Annotated in this window: 16 protein-coding genes; 14 read left to right on the top strand and 2 right to left on the bottom strand. The window is 36.3% G+C overall.

Annotation, left to right across the window (positions count from 1 at the left end):
- Positions 1 to 13 precede the first annotated feature (13 nt).
- The 9 genes from FOC45_RS08280 to FOC45_RS08240 all read left to right on the top strand — a co-directional run bounded on the left by FOC45_RS08280 (position 14) and on the right by FOC45_RS08240 (position 10,038).
- Positions 14 to 1,966, top strand: coding sequence for an OmpA family protein (locus FOC45_RS08280; RefSeq protein WP_009391141.1), 1,953 nt, complete (start codon positions 14 to 16; stop codon positions 1,964 to 1,966).
- A 182-nt stretch (positions 1,967 to 2,148) separates the two neighbouring features.
- Positions 2,149 to 2,958: a twin-arginine translocase subunit TatC gene (gene tatC, locus FOC45_RS08275; RefSeq protein ID WP_009391142.1), complete on the top strand. Its 810-nt coding sequence runs from the start codon at positions 2,149 to 2,151 to the stop codon at positions 2,956 to 2,958.
- A gap of 7 nt (positions 2,959 to 2,965) precedes the next feature.
- The gene (locus FOC45_RS08270) at positions 2,966 to 3,619 is read left to right on the top strand and encodes a hypothetical protein (RefSeq protein ID WP_009391143.1); all 654 of its coding nucleotides are present in this window, start codon (positions 2,966 to 2,968) and stop codon (positions 3,617 to 3,619) included.
- A gap of 3 nt (positions 3,620 to 3,622) precedes the next feature.
- A complete protein-coding gene (lptB, locus tag FOC45_RS08265) occupies positions 3,623 to 4,366 on the top strand; it encodes an LPS export ABC transporter ATP-binding protein (protein ID WP_009391145.1) in 744 nt (247 codons plus the stop codon).
- A 40-nt stretch (positions 4,367 to 4,406) separates the two neighbouring features.
- The gene (pepT, locus tag FOC45_RS08260) at positions 4,407 to 5,630 is read left to right on the top strand and encodes a peptidase T (protein ID WP_009391147.1); all 1,224 of its coding nucleotides are present in this window, start codon (positions 4,407 to 4,409) and stop codon (positions 5,628 to 5,630) included.
- Positions 5,631 to 5,709: 79 nt separating this feature from the next.
- Positions 5,710 to 6,903: a pyridoxal phosphate-dependent aminotransferase gene (locus tag FOC45_RS08255; protein WP_009391148.1), complete on the top strand. Its 1,194-nt coding sequence runs from the start codon at positions 5,710 to 5,712 to the stop codon at positions 6,901 to 6,903.
- A gap of 153 nt (positions 6,904 to 7,056) precedes the next feature.
- Entirely contained in the window at positions 7,057 to 8,037 is a 981-nt protein-coding gene (pfkA, locus tag FOC45_RS08250; protein WP_009391151.1) for a 6-phosphofructokinase, read from the top strand.
- A 66-nt stretch (positions 8,038 to 8,103) separates the two neighbouring features.
- Positions 8,104 to 9,102, top strand: a complete 999-nt coding sequence (gap, locus tag FOC45_RS08245; RefSeq protein WP_009391153.1) for a type I glyceraldehyde-3-phosphate dehydrogenase — start codon at positions 8,104 to 8,106, stop codon at positions 9,100 to 9,102.
- 78 nt (positions 9,103 to 9,180) lie between these two features.
- The gene (locus FOC45_RS08240) at positions 9,181 to 10,038 is read left to right on the top strand and encodes a hypothetical protein (protein WP_009391155.1); all 858 of its coding nucleotides are present in this window, start codon (positions 9,181 to 9,183) and stop codon (positions 10,036 to 10,038) included.
- A gap of 68 nt (positions 10,039 to 10,106) precedes the next feature.
- On the opposite strand, the gene FOC45_RS08235 is transcribed toward FOC45_RS08240, so the two are convergent.
- The gene (locus FOC45_RS08235) at positions 10,107 to 10,721 is read right to left on the bottom strand and encodes a deoxynucleoside kinase (protein ID WP_009391156.1); all 615 of its coding nucleotides are present in this window, start codon (positions 10,719 to 10,721) and stop codon (positions 10,107 to 10,109) included.
- An 8-nt stretch (positions 10,722 to 10,729) separates the two neighbouring features.
- Positions 10,730 to 11,215 carry an Lrp/AsnC family transcriptional regulator gene (locus tag FOC45_RS08230; protein ID WP_009391157.1) on the bottom strand — a complete coding sequence of 162 codons (486 nt, stop codon included), beginning with the start codon at positions 11,213 to 11,215 and terminating at the stop codon, positions 10,730 to 10,732.
- A gap of 302 nt (positions 11,216 to 11,517) precedes the next feature.
- On the opposite strand from FOC45_RS08230, the gene FOC45_RS08225 reads away from it, so the two are divergent.
- The 5 genes from FOC45_RS08225 to dnaN all read left to right on the top strand — a co-directional run bounded on the left by FOC45_RS08225 (position 11,518) and on the right by dnaN (position 17,783).
- The gene (locus tag FOC45_RS08225) at positions 11,518 to 12,600 is read left to right on the top strand and encodes an AMP-binding protein (RefSeq protein WP_009391158.1); all 1,083 of its coding nucleotides are present in this window, start codon (positions 11,518 to 11,520) and stop codon (positions 12,598 to 12,600) included.
- Positions 12,601 to 12,606: 6 nt separating this feature from the next.
- Positions 12,607 to 14,430: an ABC transporter ATP-binding protein gene (locus FOC45_RS08220; protein ID WP_009391159.1), complete on the top strand. Its 1,824-nt coding sequence runs from the start codon at positions 12,607 to 12,609 to the stop codon at positions 14,428 to 14,430.
- Between the two features lie 27 nt (positions 14,431 to 14,457).
- Positions 14,458 to 15,417: a hypothetical protein gene (locus tag FOC45_RS08215; protein WP_009391160.1), complete on the top strand. Its 960-nt coding sequence runs from the start codon at positions 14,458 to 14,460 to the stop codon at positions 15,415 to 15,417.
- A gap of 52 nt (positions 15,418 to 15,469) precedes the next feature.
- The gene (locus FOC45_RS08210; RefSeq protein WP_009391161.1) at positions 15,470 to 16,441 is read left to right on the top strand and encodes a hypothetical protein; all 972 of its coding nucleotides are present in this window, start codon (positions 15,470 to 15,472) and stop codon (positions 16,439 to 16,441) included.
- A 220-nt stretch (positions 16,442 to 16,661) separates the two neighbouring features.
- The gene (gene dnaN, locus FOC45_RS08205) at positions 16,662 to 17,783 is read left to right on the top strand and encodes a DNA polymerase III subunit beta (protein ID WP_009391162.1); all 1,122 of its coding nucleotides are present in this window, start codon (positions 16,662 to 16,664) and stop codon (positions 17,781 to 17,783) included.
- The last annotated feature ends 75 nt before the right edge of the window (positions 17,784 to 17,858 follow it).

Here is a 17,858-nt window from a genome sequence, read left to right as displayed (position 1 = left end):
TTGTTAATTAGATATGAAGTTTTTAAATTTTACATTAGCATTCTTATGTACTACATCTCTGCTATTTGCGCAGCACGAGCGCGAACTGCAGAAAGCTAATGAGATGTACAAGAATTTTGCGTATGTTGATGCTATTAAAATCTACGAAAAAATAGCTAAACAAGGCTATGTTAATCAGGAGATGCTCGAGAGTTTGGGAAACTCCTATTACTATAAAGCAGAGTATAAGAATGCTTTGCAATGGTATGAACAACTTTTTGAGGAAGGGAAGTATAATGTAAAACCTGAGTATTACTACCGTTATGCTCAAGCTTTGAAATCAGTAGGTAGGTATGACGAATCTGATAAAATGATGAATAAGTTTGCTGAATTGACAGGTAATGCTGATACTCGTGCTGTATTATTTGAGGAAAATAAGGATTATCAAGAGGTTATTCAAGGTAATTCAGGAAGGTTAGAACTGCATCCTGTATCTATTAATACAGAGTTTTCAGAATATGGTACAGCCTTATATGGAGATAAAGTAGTGTTTACAGCTGCTAATAGTGGTAAAACTTCAAAAGGAGGCGTTTCGCAATGGACAGGAGAAAGTTATTACGATTTGTATATGGCAGATCGTGATAAACAGAATCTTTCTAACAAGAAATTCTTTTCTACTACTGTTAATACTCCTTTTAATGAATCTACAGCAGTTTTTACCAAAGATGGTAATACTATGTATTTCACTCGTAATAACTATGTAAATCGTAAGGTAGGTACAGATTTTGAAAATACTATTTTGTTGAAGATACTTCGTGCTACTAAGGATAGTAATGGTGAGTGGGGAAATGTAGTAGAACTTCCTTTTAATAGCGATGATTATAATATAGCACATCCTGCTCTTAGTCCAGATGAGAAGTTTTTGTACTTTGCTTCAGATATGAAAGGTAGCTTAGGGGAATCAGATATTTATAGAGTAGAAATATTGGGTGATAATCAATATGGTACTCCTGAAAATTTAGGAGATATAATTAATACCCCAGGTAGAGAGTCTTTCCCTTTTATTTCTAAGAATAATGTATTGTACTATTCTTCTGACGGTATACCAGGTTTAGGAGGCTTAGATATTTTTGCTGTAAAATTCTATGAAAATGGTACTGTTTCAAAACCAATCAATATAGGTAGACCGGGTAATAGTGCTGATGATGATTTCTGCTTTGTAATGGATAGTGATACTAAGGTTGGATTCCTTAGTTCTAATCGCCCAGGAGGAAAAGGTAGAGATGATATCTATAGTTTTTATGAAGAAAAACCATTGGTATTCGACTGCGAAAAAATGATTAAAGGGGTGTTAAAAGACTCTGAGAAAAATGATGTAATAGCTGATGGAGTAATAGTTCTTTCAGATAAGACTATGAAAGAGGTGGCACGTCAAAAGACAAAAGCAGATGGTTCGTTTGCCTTTGAGAAAGTAGACTGTAAAGACCTTTACTACTACTTACGTGCTGAAATAGGTGATTATGTAACAACTGAGGTAAAAGTAGATTTGAGTGTAGAAGGAGATGTATTCTACGAATTTATGATTAAACCACGCGAAATTGCTATTGATAAAGATGTTGACTTAGCTAAAGTATTAAATATCAAAGAAATTTACTTTGACTTAGATAAATCAGATATTAGACCTGATGCAGCTGTTGAGCTTGCTAAGATAGTAGAAGTAATGCGTGAAAATCCGAAGATGAAGATTGATATACGTTCGCATACTGATAGCCGTGGTGCTGACTCATATAACCTTAAACTTTCTGACCGCCGTGCTAAAGCTACCCTCGAATGGATAGTAAAACAAGGTATAGAACGCAAACGTTTGACGGCTAAAGGTTATGGAGAAACTCAATTAGTAAACGGTTGCTCTAACGGAGTGCCTTGTACAGATGAGGAACACCAAGCAAACCGTCGAAGTGAGTTCATAATCGTAAGCATGGACTAACCACTAGTAATGATACCCATTATTTTATAATAAAAACAAAGAGACTATCTAAAAAAAGTTAATGAGTTTAACTTTTTCAGGTAGTCTCTTTTTGAATAGTTACGAAAAAAATACTATCTTTGCAACGGAAAAAGTTGATTAGCTAATTAGCGAATAGAAAACCATATTAATACGTAAAACTGATGAAAGTATCGGAAGGAGAAATGACTTTTTTAGACCATTTGGAGGAGCTTCGATGGCATATAATACGCTCAGCTGTAGCGGTATTAGTAGTAGCCGTGATTGCTTTTGTGTTTAAAGACTACATTTTTGCTCTTCTTTTTGCTCCAAAAAACGGAGATTTTTTTACTTATCAAATGTTTTGCAAAGTTGGTCATTGGTTTAATTTTGAGAGTGATTTTTGTGCAGAGCACCTACCTTTTACTATTCAGAGTAGAACAATGGCGGGTCAGTTTTCGGCTCATATTTGGACATCAATTTGGACAGGAGTAATAGTAGCATTCCCTTATGTTCTCTATGAAGTATGGAGATTTATCAGTCCGGGGCTATATGATAATGAACGGAAGTTAGCACGAGGCTTTATACTAATAGCTTCTATACTTTTTTTCATAGGAGTATTATTTGGTTATTACCTTATAACTCCATTGTCAGTTAATTTTTTAGGTTCGTACTCAGTTAGTCCAGAGGTGAAAAACCAAATAGACATTGATTCGTATATCTCAGTAGTGCGTTCGTCAGTTATTTCGTGTGGCATAATATTTGAGCTTCCGATAGTTATCTATTTTCTGACAAAATTGGGGGTAGTAAATCCAGATTTTATGCGCAAATATCGCAAACACGCCGTAATAGTAGTACTGATAATAGCTGCTGTCATTACCCCTCCGGATGTTACAAGTCAAATTATTGTATCGATTCCAATAATGTTGTTATACGAAGTGAGTATATTTATTTCGGCATACGTTTTAAAAAAAGAACAAAACAAGGTAACTTAATATTTTAATGGATTGTAATACCTACTTACAGCAATTACCCAACGTGAAAACGTTGAAACAGCTTTGCAAAGGACAAGCTGTGTTAGACTGGATTATTTGTGGTCACGAGTATGAGGTATATCATACGTACTACAAAGCAAATGAAGAAGAATATGATGGCTATGAAGCCCAATGGGGGCATGGCTTTGAAGATGAAGATGGATCTTCACTTTCTTTCTACTTTGTCGATAAGGCGTGCATAATAGTACCTTCATCGAGTGCTGAAGATAGTAAAGGAGGTGATAATCACGATTTAGAAAGGAAACTTCCTAAAGTCTTTTTGCCTTATTATCGCAAGAATTTTACAGAGAGTGATATTCCGTTTGTTATTTATTCGTTAGATGGTGAAACTTGGTATTGTATAGAGAATTTTGCTGTAGAGGAGCATATTGATAAGTTTGACAAAATCACTACTAACCCTGCTGTATATAAAGAGTGGGCGCAAGCTTACTTAGGAGAAGAGGCTTATCTACAAGAAACGATGTCTGAACAAACAATTTCAGATATTTACGCAGGTAAAGTACTTACTGAAGAGATGGTGTACAGTCTTGTGACTGAGGTGTATGATTGGGTAGATTTAGAGACAGAACTCAACGAAATACCTTATCGCTTTTCGTTTTAATATATGAAATTAATAGTAAATAATATTATCAAAATCTATAAAGGTAGGAAAGTAGTGAAAGGGGTTTCGCTAGAAGTAAATCAAGGTGAAATCGTTGGGCTACTAGGACCTAATGGGGCTGGTAAAACTACGTCATTCTATATGATAGTAGGACTTATCAAACCTAATGGAGGTACTATCTTTTTAGATAATACAGAGATTACTCATTACCCGATGTACAAGCGCGCCCAAAGTGGAATAGGCTATTTGGCGCAAGAGGCTTCGGTATTCAGAAAATTGAGTATAGAAGACAATATCAAAAGCGTATTGCAACTCACAAAGCTCTCAAAAGCTGAGCAACAACGCAAAACAGATGAGCTGATAGATGAATTTAGCTTGGGGCATATCCGAAAAAACCGAGGAGATTTGCTCTCAGGGGGTGAACGGCGCCGTACAGAGATAGCTCGTGCCTTAGCTACTAGTCCGAAGTTTATCCTGCTTGATGAGCCTTTTGCGGGAGTAGACCCTATAGCAGTGGAGGATATTCAGCGTATAGTGGCACAACTCAAAGATAAGAATATAGGTATTCTCATCACAGACCACAACGTCCAGGAAACTCTTGCTATTACTGACCGCACTTACCTGATGTTTGAAGGAGGGATTCTTAAATCTGGAGTGCCAGAGGAATTGGCAGCTGATGAGATGGTGAGGAAGGTATATCTTGGAAGGAATTTTGAATTGAGAAGAAAGAAAATATTGGAAGATTAACCAATTGGCAAATGAATAAAGAATTAAAAACTATAATATAATGAAAAATTTAGTAGATCGTTTTATTAAGTACATAAAAATAGATTCTCAGTCAGACCCTGAGAGTTCAACAACTCCTAGTACTAAAAAGCAATGGAATATGGCAAACCTATTGGTAGAAGAACTAAAAGCCATCGGTTTGCAAGACGTGACTGTAGATGAGAATGCCTATGTAATGGCTACCTTACCATCAAATGTAGACTATGAGGTTCCTACTATTGGTTTTATCTCTCACTTCGATACTTCACCTGATTTTTCAGGAGAGAATGTAAATCCACAGTTTGTAGAAAATTATGATGGGGGCGATATTGTTCTTAACAAGGAACAAAATATAGTGTTATCACCTTCTTATTTTGAAGATTTATTGCTCTACAAAGGCAATACTATTATCACAACCGATGGTACTACCCTTTTAGGAGCTGATGATAAGGCGGGGATTGCCGAAATTGTGACCGCTATGGAATACCTTGTTCACCACCCAGAAATCAAGCACGGCAAGATACGCGTAGGTTTTACTCCGGATGAGGAAATAGGACGAGGAGCGCATAAATTTGATGTTAAGAAATTTGCGGCTGACTGGGCATATACGATGGACGGTGGACAAATAGGCGAACTTGAATACGAGAGTTTTAATGCTGCAGGAGCTAAGATTCACTTCAAAGGGAAAAACGTTCATCCAGGGACTGCTAAAAACAAGATGATTAACTCAATGCTTGTTGCTAATCAGTTTATTAATGCGCTTCCTGCTGACGAGATACCTGCTCGTACTGAAGGTCGTGAAGGTTTTTATCACATTACTGATATTTCTGGAGATGTAGAAAATACAGTGGTACAACTTATTATCCGCGACCACGATCGTGATATTTTCAATAAGCGCAAAGCTCTAGTACAGCAAATAGTAGATGATCTTAACAAACAAATACCCAATGTAGCTGTAGCTGAAATAAAAGACCAATATTATAATATGGGTGAAAAAATTAAACCAGTGATGCATATTGTAGAAGTAGCTGAGCGCGCAATGAAGGAATTGGGTATCACACCTATTACAAAACCAATCCGTGGGGGTACTGATGGTTCACAACTTAGCTTTATGGGCTTGCCTTGTCCTAATATTTTTGCAGGAGGCCATAATTTTCACGGTAAATATGAGTTCGTACCTGTAGAAAACCTCGAAAAAGCTACTGAAGTGATTATTCGCATTGCTGAATTAGTAGCAAAAAAATAATCAGTTATTAGTCGTTAGTACTTAGTCTTTAGCTATTAAGTACTAACGATTAATTTCTAACAACTAAAAACTATAAAAAATGCCAACAATATCACATAGAGCACAAATATTACCCCAATCACCTATCAGGAAATTGACTCCTTATGCTGAAAAAGCGTCTAAGGAGGGAAAGACCATTTACCACCTTAATATTGGTCAGCCAGATATTAAAACTCCTGAAATAGCTATTCAAGCTGTAAAAGATTTTAGTCCTACAGTGCTTGAATATACTAAGAGTGAGGGGATTAATTCACTGAGAGAAAAGGTGGTAGAGTATTATAAAAAACATGATATAAAGGTAGATAGTAGTGATATTATTATTACTTGTGGGGGCTCTGAAGCCCTTACTTATGTAATCGCTACAGTAGCTAATGCTGATGATGAGATTATCATTCCAGAGCCTTATTATGCAAATTATATCAGTTTTTCAGAAGCTTTTGATGCAGTATGTGTGCCTATAACCTCTTCTTTTGATAATAATTTTGCTCTCCCGCCGATTGAGGAGTTTGAGAAAAAAATCACACCTAAGACTAAAGCTTTCTTGATTTGTAATCCAGGAAATCCTACAGGCTATTTGTATTCTAAAGAAGAAATTTTGCAGTTAGCTGCAATAGCTAAAAAATACGATATCTTCCTCATTTTTGATGAGGTGTATCGAGAATTTGTATATGATGGAGCACAGCATTTTTCTATTATGCAAGTACCTGATATTGAGCAAAACGCTATAATGATAGATTCTGTGTCAAAACGTTTTAGTATGTGTGGAGCACGTATAGGATGGGTAGTCTCTAAAAACAAAGAGGTAATGAAATCTATTTTAAAGTTTGCTCAAGCACGTCTTTCACCTCCTACTTATTCTCAAATAGGAGCTGAAAAGGCTTTTGATGTGCCAGAAACTTATTTTGAAGAAGTGTTGAAAGAGTATACTCAGCGCAGAAATGTGCTAATAGATGCTCTACAAAGGGTAGAAGGAGTACGTGTGTCAATGCCTAAGGGAGCTTTCTACTGTATAGCTGAGTTGCCAGTAGAGAATGCTGAAGATTTTTGTATATGGCTTTTAGACCAATTTTCTGTAGATAATGAAACAGTAATGTTAGCTCCAGCAGAAGGTTTTTATGCTACTCCAGGTTTAGGACGCAATCAGGTGCGTATAGCTTATGTGCTCGAAAAAGAAAAAATAGAGAGAGCGGTAGAAATACTAAAAAAAGGATTAGAGTGCTATAAAAAGCAATAGACTTGAATGCAAAATATGAAATGTAACGGACGAGAAGAAAAAGTTAATTAATAGTTAATTAGAGAGTTAGCAAGAATATAGTAAAAAAACAGCAATAAAATTGCTTTTATTTGAAAAATAATTCGTACCTTTGATGCGAAAAATAAAAGATAAATGTCAGTAAAGAAAATAGCAGTATTAACATCAGGAGGCGATGCTCCTGGTATGAACGCAGCCATTAGAGCAGTGGTGCGTACGTGTGCCTATCACAATATAGGAGTAGTAGGTGTATATCGCGGCTATCAAGGAATGATAGAAGGCGACTTTAAAGAAATGAATGCGCGTAGTGTACGCGACATTATCAATAGAGGAGGAACTATACTAAAATCAGCTCGCTCAAAAGATTTTAGAACTCCTGAAGGACGAAAAGTAGCTTATGAAAATCTAAAAGCTGCAGGAGTAGATTCATTAGTAGTTATCGGCGGAGACGGTTCATTCACGGGAGCGCTTTTGTTTAACCAAGAGTATGGATTTCCTGTGATAGGTATACCAGGGACTATAGATAATGATATCTATGGTACTGACTTTACTCTAGGCTATGATACCGCCCTCAACACTGTTATTGAAGCTATCGACAAGATTAGAGATACTGCAAGCTCTCATAATCGTCTCTTCTTTATAGAAGTAATGGGGCGTGATGCAGGGCATATAGCTCTTAATTCTGGTATCGGAGCTGGGGCTGAAGAGATATTAATACCAGAGGAGAATATAGGGCTTAAAAAACTGCTTAGCTCATTAGAGAAAAGTAGAAGTACTGGTAAGACCTCGAGTTTAGTAGTAGTTGCAGAGGGAGATAAAATCGGTAAAAATGTATTTGAACTAAAAGAATATGTAGAGCAACATCACCCTGATTATGATGTACGTGTGTCTGTGTTAGGACATATGCAAAGAGGAGGTTCTCCTTCTTGTTTTGACCGTGTGTTGGCAAGCCGAATGGGAGTGAAAGCCGTAGAGTCACTTTTAGAAGGAAAATCAAACTATATGGTGGGTATCCGCAGTACTAAAATGGAACTTACCCCTCTTGAAAAAGCTATCAAGGGAAGTTCTAAAATCAATACAGAACTTCTTCGTGTAGCTGAAATAATGGCTACATAGTTTTTTGAGAGATAAAATATTTATAGAAATAAAATAATAAGTTAATTAAATTAAAAGAGAATTAATATGTCAGTAAAAATTGGAATTAATGGATTTGGACGTATTGGACGTCTTGTATTCCGTGCCGCTTATGAGAGAGCCGATGTAGAAATCGTTGGTATTAACGACCTTTTGGATGTTGATTACATCGCTTACCTTTTGAAATATGATTCAGTTCACGGAACTTTCAAAGGAGACGTGAAAGTAGAAAATGGACATTTAGTAGTAGACGGGAAAGTAGTACGTATTACTGCAGAAAAGGATCCTAACAACCTTAAATGGAACGAAGTAGGTGCAGATGTAGTGGCTGAATGTACAGGTATTTTCACTACTTTAGAAAAAGCTCAAGCACACATCAATGCAGGTGCTAAAAAAGTAGTTATTTCAGCTCCTTCAGCAGATGCTCCTATGTTCGTAATGGGTGTTAACCACAAATCAGTAAAACCTACTGATACTATTGTGTCTAACGCATCTTGTACAACTAACTGTTTGGCTCCTATTGCTAAAGTGTTAAATGACAACTTTGGTATTGAAGAAGCTTTAATGACAACTGTTCACGCTACTACAGCTACTCAATTAACAGTAGATGGTCCTTCTAAAAAAGACTGGAGAGGAGGACGTTCTGCACTTTGCAATATTATTCCTTCAAGCACAGGAGCAGCAAAAGCTGTAGGAAAAGTAATTCCAGAACTTAATGGTAAACTTACAGGTATGGCATTCCGCGTGCCTACTGCAGACGTATCAGTAGTTGATTTGACTTTCCGTACTAAGAAAGCTACAACTCTTGAAGATATCAACGCTGCTATGAAAAAAGCTTCAGAAGGAGAACTAAAAGGTATCCTTGGATATACTGAAGACTTAGTAGTATCTCAAGATTTCGTAGGATGCAAGAATACATCTATTTTTGATGCCAAAGCAGGTATAGGCTTAAGCTCAAACTTCTTTAAAGTAGTTTCTTGGTATGACAATGAAACAGGTTACTCTAACAAATTGGTAGATTTGGCACAACACGTAGCTAAATTATAATTAACGAAAGGTGAAGTACTTTGGTTAGTGCTTCACCTTTATTTTTTACTATTAATAACATAATAAAACCGAAATAATATGATTTTAATTGTTGATAGTGGAGCAACTAAGGCAGATTGGACAGCTTTAAACAGCAAAGGAGAAAAGGTGTTTTTTACTCAAACTTTAGGGCTTAATCCTGAGGTTTTAACTGAAGAGATACTTGTAGAGCGTATTACAACTAACTACCAACTATTTGAAAATAGAAATAGTGTAAGTGAAATCTATTTTTATGGGGCTGGCTGTGGTACAGAACGCATTCGTTATTTTGTAGAACGCAGTTTGGCGACTATCTTTAAAAACGCTAAAATAGATGTAAAGGAAGATACTTATGCGGCTGTATTTGCAACAACTAATCCAAGTGAAAAAGCTATAGTTTGTATATTAGGGACAGGTTCTAACTGTTCTTTCTGGAATGGTAAGGAGCTTTACCAAGCAGTAGATTCATTGGGCTATATCTTGATGGATGAGTCAAGTGGGAATTTTTATGGCAAACGCTTGATAATAGATTACTACTTTAAGAAGATGCCAGCTGACCTTGTACAAAAGTTCGAAAGTCAGTATGAGTTGGGCTCTGATGTAGTGAAAAACCACCTTTACAAGATGCCAAACCCTAATAGCTATTTGGCTACTTTTGCAAAATTTATAGTGGAAAATAAAAATCACGAGTATTGCCGTACCATAGTGAAGAAAGGAATGCAACTATTCGTAGACCACTGGATTTCACAATATGAAGAACGTTATGAAGTGCCTATTAACTTCGTAGGTAGTATCGCTTTCTTCCTTCAAGATATTTTGGAAGAAGTATTAGCAGAAAACAAACTTAAGTTGGGAACTGTATTGAGAAAACCTATTGATGGATTAGTAGCATTTCACGTAAATAACTACTTCAAATAGAAGATATAAAGAAGATACAAAAAAAGAGACTATCATTGATAGTCTCTTTTTTTTATGCTATAATTTTCTTAGAATAATCCGTAAAGAAGTGCGTCTATTTTGTTGATGATGTCGCCTAAATCTTCAGGGTTATCAACGAAATTAATGTCATCAACTTCTATGATGAGGAGTTTGCCTTTGTTGTATTGTTTTATCCATTGTTCGTAGCGCTGGTTTAGTCGGTTTAGGTAGTCGATGGAGATGGAGTTTTCGTACTCTCTGCCTCGTTTTTGGATTTGTTTTACCAGATTGGGAATAGAACTCCTTAGATATATAAGAAGGTCAGGAGGAGAGATAAGTCGCTCCATAAGAGCAAATAATGAACGATAATTATCAAAATCACGGGTACTCATTAGTCCCATTTCGTGTAGGTTGGGGGCAAAGATATGAGCATCTTCATATATGGTGCGGTCTTGTATAATATCGTTGCCTTTTTCGTGAAAGTCTAATATTTGTCGGAATCTACTGTTGAGGAAGTAGATTTGTAGGTTGAAACTCCAACGCTCCATTTGATGGTAAAAATCATCTAAATAGGGGTTGTCGACAACATCTTCGAAATGAGCTTCCCACTGGTAGTGCTTAGCCAGAAGGGCGGTAAGGGTGGTTTTGCCAGCTCCGATATTTCCTGCTATAGCTATGTGCATTTTTACTGTTATTTTTTGTCGTTATTTTCGCGCAAACAACGAATCATAGAGGTGTTTTTGATTTCTTGGATAACAAAAGAACTTTGTATGTTTGCGATGATTTCTAATTTTGATATTTTGTGTACTACGAAAGTCTGGTATTCTTCCATATCATTAAGCACCAACTTCAGTAGGAAATCATAAGCTCCTGCCATATAAGAGGCTTCTAATACTTCGTCTAAGGTGCTTATATAGTTTTCAAACTCTTCAAATAGTTCGCCGTTATGCCTAAGTAGTTTTACTTGGCAGTAAGCTACTAATTTTTTGCCTAATGCTTTGGGGTTTACGACAGCTACATATTTTTGAATAACCCCCATTTGTTCTAACTTTTTCACCCGCTCGTGTACTGGGGTGATAGAGAGTTTTACCTTTTCAGCTAATTGTTTGATAGACTGCTCGCTATCTTGCTGGAGTTCGTCTAACAATTGTAAATCAGTTTGATCTAATACGTACATATTCAACTTAAATTATTGCGGTAAAGGTAAAAAATATTTTTGATATAGAGGGTGTAAATAGAATTTTTTTTTGTTGTTTTTACTTAAAGTGTTAATAATCACTATTATAGAAATATTAGTTTTATTTACTGTTGCTCAATTCGTTTAATTATTGTAGTTTTGCAGCAATTATCATTGGTTAGTGAATTAGTTAATAGTTGTTCGCTCATCCTTCGCTTATCCTTCGCTCATCGTTCGGTGAAAGTAAGAGGTGTAAAGCGTATCAAAATATAATAGTAGAAAATATTTAATATAGTAATAAAATGAATGAAATAGATTACAAGTTTGTACATAAAGATTTTAGAATTAATGGTTTTCCGATAGACAGAAATCGCCTTACTATATTGGCTGTGGCTTATGTGAAAGACGGTCTTCCTTATCGTAAGTCGGTAGGACGTTTTTTGCTGGATTGGTTGGACGATCGTGATTATGTAGAGGCTACCACTTCTGGTTCGACAGGTATTCCTAAGCAAATAAAGTTGAAGAAACAAAGTATGGTAAATTCGGCTCTTGCTACGGGTGATTATTTGAAACTTTCGCCTAAAAATAGGGCTTTGCTATGTTTGCCAGCTGACTTTATTGCAGGTAAGATGATGATTATCCGCTCTATTATTCTGGGGCTACACCTCGATATCATCAGACCTTCGTCTATGCCACTTTCGCTTACGAGCAAAAATTACGATTTCTGTGCGATGATTCCGCTACAGGCTTCAAAATCATTAGTGGATTTGCCACGTGTGAAGAAGGTTATTTTGGGGGGAGCTTCGATAGATGGAGAATTGGAGGCTAAGCTGCAAACTATTTCAACCGAAGTGTATTCGTCATACGGAATGACAGAAACTATTTCGCATATAGCGATGCGCAAGGTGAACCATACAGAAGTGCATCAGAATACATATAAGGCATTGCCTAATGTGACATTTACGCAAGACGAGCGCCACTGTTTGGTGATTGATGCTCCTTTGGTAGCTGACCACCCTGTAGTGACAAACGATATAGTGAACCTTATATCGCGTACTGAATTTGAATGGCTGGGACGCTTTGATAATATTATCAATTCAGGAGGCTTTAAGGTGTTCCCTGAAAGTGTGGAAAGAAAGATAAAGAAATATATTAAAGGAGATTACTTCATCACTAAAGAGGCTGACGAAGAGTTAGGACAACGCGCTGTGCTGTATGTACAAGGTGATGAGAAGGATTATCCTACGCTTTCGCACGATATTTATATGGATAAGGATATGCTGAAGTATGAAGTGCCACGCCAGATTTACTTCGTACCTGAGTTTGTATATACTGATAATCAGAAGATAAGGCGTGATGAAACCGTAAAGAAATACAAACAATAACCTACTATGAAGCTGAAAAGGTTTATTCCTTATATTTTGCCTTATAAGAAACAGGCATTGCTCAATATTTTTTTCAATGTACTCTATTCGCTTTTTAGTGCGCTGTCGTTTATAGCACTTATTCCGATGTTGGATGTGCTTTTTGGTAAGAATAAGCCTATAAGTGAGCCGCCTGTATATTCAGGGAGTTTGATGGACTTAGGTGGCTATGGGAAAGCGTATCTGAACTACCAAGTAGGAAAGATGGCGGGAGAGGATACTGTATGGGCGTTGGCTATTGTTATCGCTTTGGTTATCTCGCTCTTTTTGCTGAAAAATATGTTTAGCTATTTGGCGTCGCTCTTCATTACTTATTTGCGCAATGGGGTGCTACGCGACCTGCGAGATAGTCTTTACAAGAAAATAATAAGTCAGCCGGTAGCTTTTTTTTCAGACCAGCGCAAGGGCGATATTATCTCGCGAATGGTCGGAGATGTGAATGAGGTACAGTACTCTTTGCTTTCGGGATTAGAGGCGTACGTACGCGAGCCGCTGACGATACTTTTTTCGATAATAGTGATGTTGGGCATCAGTGTGAAGCTGACTGTTTTCACCTTTGTATTTATACCGATAGCGGCTGCGGTGATTTCGAAGATAGGAAAATCGCTGAAAAAGAACTCGATAGCTGTACAACAAGAGCAGGGGCGGTTTCTTTCGCTTATAGAAGAGACGATAGGAGGCTTGCGCGTGATAAAGGCTTTTACGGCAGAGCATATTTTTACTCAACGTTTTAGTCAGTCGAGTGAGCACTTTATGAAGATGAGCAATAAGGTGATGAACCGTCAGAACTTAGGGTCGCCAATGAGCGAGTTTCTCGGTATACTGATGATAGCGATATTGCTTTGGTTTGGAGGTTCGCTGGTATTGCTTGACAAGACTTTAGAAGGTACGCAGTTTATTGCTTTTATGGGCTTGGCTTATAATATTTTGACTCCCGCTAAGGCTATCAGCAAGGCTTCGTATGATATGAAAAGAGGGAATGCTGCGGCTGAGCGTATATTGGAGATACTGGATTACGACAACCCGATAAAGGAAAAAGAACAGCCTGTGGTGATGCAGGATTTTACTACAGCTATTCGTTTTGACAAGGTAACTTTTAGATATGAAGAGGCTAATGTGCTGACTAACTTCACATTGGAAGTGCCTAAAGGCAAGACAGTGGCTTTGGTAGGGCAGTCGGGGAGTGGAAAGAGTACCGTGGCAAACCTCATCACTCGTTTTTATGATGTGAATGAGGGGCAGGTGCTGATAGATGGGGTAGATGTGCGTGATATGCAGACGGATTCGTTGCGCCACCTGATAGGTGTGGTATCGCAGGATTCGATTCTTTTTAACGATACCATTAAGAATAACTTGCTGATAGGCAAGCCTTCGGCAACAGATGAGGAGATTGTAGCGGCTACTAAAATAGCAAATGCTTACGAATTTATACAAGACCTCCCTGATGGGTTGGATACAAATATAGGGGATGCCGGTAGTAAGCTAAGTGGGGGACAAAAGCAGCGCTTAAGTATAGCGAGAGCGGTGTTGAAAAATCCGCCTATAATGGTGCTTGACGAAGCGACTTCGGCATTGGATACTGAGAGTGAACGCTTGGTGCAAGTTGCCTTGGAGAATATGATGAAGAACCGCACTTCGGTAGTGATAGCTCACCGCCTTTCTACCATACAAAATGCTGACCATATAGTGGTGATGCAAAAAGGACAGATAGTGGAGCAAGGCACGCATACGGAACTACTGCAAAAGCAGGGGATGTATAAGAAGTTAGTGGAGATGCAGTCGTTTGAGTAATTAGCAAATCAGTAAATTAGTAGAATTATGAAAAAGATTTTATTAATATGTTTTGTAGCAGTGGTTTTTCTCACTAATGTTTTTATGACTTGTTCAAAAATGGAAGAAACTATTTTGAAAGATAATAAAACAAAAGTGATGAAACATAATTATATAATCGTTAATTCTGTCGATAATACTCCTGTTGAAGTAGAGGTAAGCTATTCTGTATATAGAATAGGGAATAGTGAAAATATAGTAAAAACAGAGCGTAAAACTACTCCTTTTATATTAGGGGGAGAGGAGGTAAAGATTAAGTATGACAGTTTAGAACTTTCTTTTAAGGGAGATATAAGAAGTAATTATAATAAAATAAGAAGAGAGTTTATGCCAAAAGGGGCTGATTATCTATATATCAATAATCTTTCTGCTGTAGATTTGGAATATTGTGTGATAGGAAATGAAGAAGTGGAATATTATAGTTTGAAAGAGATATCAAACTTAGATATTAGTAATAAAAATGATGTAAATAGTAAAAAGATGCTTAAATGGTATCCGACCCCTATTTATAAAGGAACTTCAATATTGTATTTACTTTACCCTGAAAAATCACCTCAAAAACAAGTATATATTTATTGGAAAGATATGGAAAAAAGAGATGGTTTGAAAATAGCAACAGCAAGTTATGCTAAATCTATATCTTTGAAAACACCTATTTTTGGAGAAGTAAGGGTGGATAGCCCTTATTCTTTGAATAAAGTTTTAGAATTGTATAGGGAAGAATTTTCTAATAAAGAACAGCTATTTGATAACTATGAATTTTATAATAATTCTTGTTATTCATTTTCAGAGGAAAGTTTGCGGTATAGTACTAAAGGAGAGAATATAAAATGGTATGGGATTATATCAGCAGGAGATAGACTTGAGAATAAAGGACAATTATATTTTATAAATATCTGTGGTCGTTCTAAAGGGAGTGATTATTTTGGAGAAAAAGGATACTACTAATGTTAGGATGTTAAGTTATTTTAGTTTCTACGGTTTTTAACTTGAAAAAAAGATGAAACATATTTTACTAAAAATATTTGGAATATTAGCTGCTCTTCTAAATATATGTGGGATGTGCAATAAGCCACCTGAAATGGAGGTGAAAGCTACTAAAGAAAAGGTGTTTAATCATAATTATGTAGTGATTAATTCTGTAGATAATTCTCCTGTAGAAGTAGAAGTGAGCTACTCTATTTTTGTAAGAGGAAACTCTGATAATATTATAAAAACAGAGAGAAAAACAACTCCTTTTGTATTGGGAGGGGAGGAAGTGAAAGTGATATACGACAGCTTAGCTACAATGTATGCGGGGGAAGTAAAAAGTACTTGTAATAAAATACAAAGAAATTATACTCCTAAAGGAGCTGATTATTTGAGTATTAAAAACTTATCATTGACTACGGACATTGAGTATGCAGTAGTGGGTAATCAATCTATTACATATTATTCATTAGCAGAACTCAATAGTGTAGATGTTGGTGATAAAAATGCTATACCTAATAAATTGAAAGTACTTAAAAGCTATCCCACTCCTATTTATAAAGAGACCCCTGTGTTATATCTGCTTTATCCAGAAAAAGCACCACAAACGCAGGTGTATGTACCTTGGTCAGAAGGGCGCGATGATAAAGGTCTGTTTATGACGTGGAGTGTATATGCAAAACAAGTAATGCTTAAGCCCCCTTTGTTAGGAGAACTTACTCTAAATACTCCTTTTTCAGCACAAGAGGTATTAAACTTGTATAAAAAAGAGTTTCAGGGACAAAGTTTACTGTTTGAAAATTATAAACAATATAATTATCATATAGGGTACTCATCTCCAGAGAGAAGTTTATGGTATAGAACAAGGTTATTTAATATGCAATGGTATGGAAAGATAGCCGCAGGAAAAGAGTTTGAGAATAAAAAAGAGGCTTTTGTTTTCTTTGTAAATTCTGTTAGTAAATATATGGGGTATGGTTATTTTGATGAAAGAGATTACTAATATAGTAATTAGTTTAAACGCTATAATTAACAAATGAAACTATATAAAATTTAAAAAAGCACTTACTACAGTTTTATGGTAGGTGTTTTTTGTGTATTATGAAAAAATGACTAGGAGAAAAAAATATTAAAAAATATTTGGTAGTAATAAATTTTCTTATTACTTTTGCCATTATTACTCCCGATGAGGGGGAAGATTTGTCGTTTAAAATACATAAAATATGAAATTTATAGTATCAAGTTCGTATCTATTAAAGAAATTGCAAGTGTTTGGAGGTGTTATCAATAGTAGTAACACTATGCCTATACTTGATAATTTCTTGTTTGAACTTTCACCCAATTCATTAACTATTTCAGCCTCAGACCTTGAGACTACTGTGAGAGGAACGTTGGAAGTGGAGTCGGATTCTGTGGGGAGTATTGCTATTTCGGCAAAGCTTTTGACTGATATTCTGAAAACTTTCTCAGAACAACCACTTACTTTTCTTGTAAAAGAAAATAATATTATAGAAATTAGTTCGACAACTGGTAACTATACATTGGCATACCTTGATGGGGCAGAGTTCCCTCAGCCAGTGGCTTTGCCAGAAGCTAACAAAGTAACGCTATTAGGTGACGTGTTAGCAACTGCTATACAAAAGACGATTTTTGCAGTAGGGAATGATGACTTGCGTCCGACAATGAGTGGGGTGCTATTTCAGTTTAACGAGCAAGGGCTTACCTTTGTAGGTACTGACGCTCATAAATTGGTAAAATACGAACGTGCTGACATTAAAGCTACAGAAGCTACTGACTTTATTATGCCTAAAAAGCCGCTCAATATATTGAAGGGTATTTTGGCAGGTAGCGAAACTCAGGTAACTGTAGAATACAATGAAAGCAACGCTGAATTCTCATTTGATGATATGGAGTTTATCTGTAGATTGATAGATGGTAAATATCCAAATTACGATGCGGTTATTCCGAAAGAAAATCCTAATAAGCTGACGCTAAACCGTTCGCAATTCTACAACTCGGTGAATCGTCTTTCACTATTTTCTAATAAAACGACTCACCAAGTACGCTTGAAAGTAGCTGGTTCAAGTCTTATTATTTCGGCAGAAGATGTAGACTACAGCAATAAAGGTGAGGAGCGTTTGACTTGTAACTATCAGGGCGATGATATGGAAATAGGGTTTAATTCTAAATTCTTGAAAGAGATGATTAACAATCTTGACTCTGACGAGATATTGTTAGAAATGTCACTGCCTAATCGCGCTGGTATTATCACCCCTATTGATGGTTTAGACGAGGGAGAAAAAGTACTGATGCTGGCGATGCCTATAATGCTTAACAATCAGTAAAAGATAGTTTTTTTTATTCATATCTATTGAAAAAAAGTGCTTTTGAGAAGTTTTTTCTTGAAAGCACTTTTTTTA

Origin of the sequence: Capnocytophaga sp. FDAARGOS_737, from assembly GCF_009730375.1 — a bacterium.
Taxonomy (GTDB): Bacteria; Bacteroidota; Bacteroidia; order Flavobacteriales; family Flavobacteriaceae; genus Capnocytophaga; species Capnocytophaga leadbetteri.
Note: the sequence above shows the minus strand (reverse complement) of the source record. Positions and strands in the feature narration are given on the sequence as shown.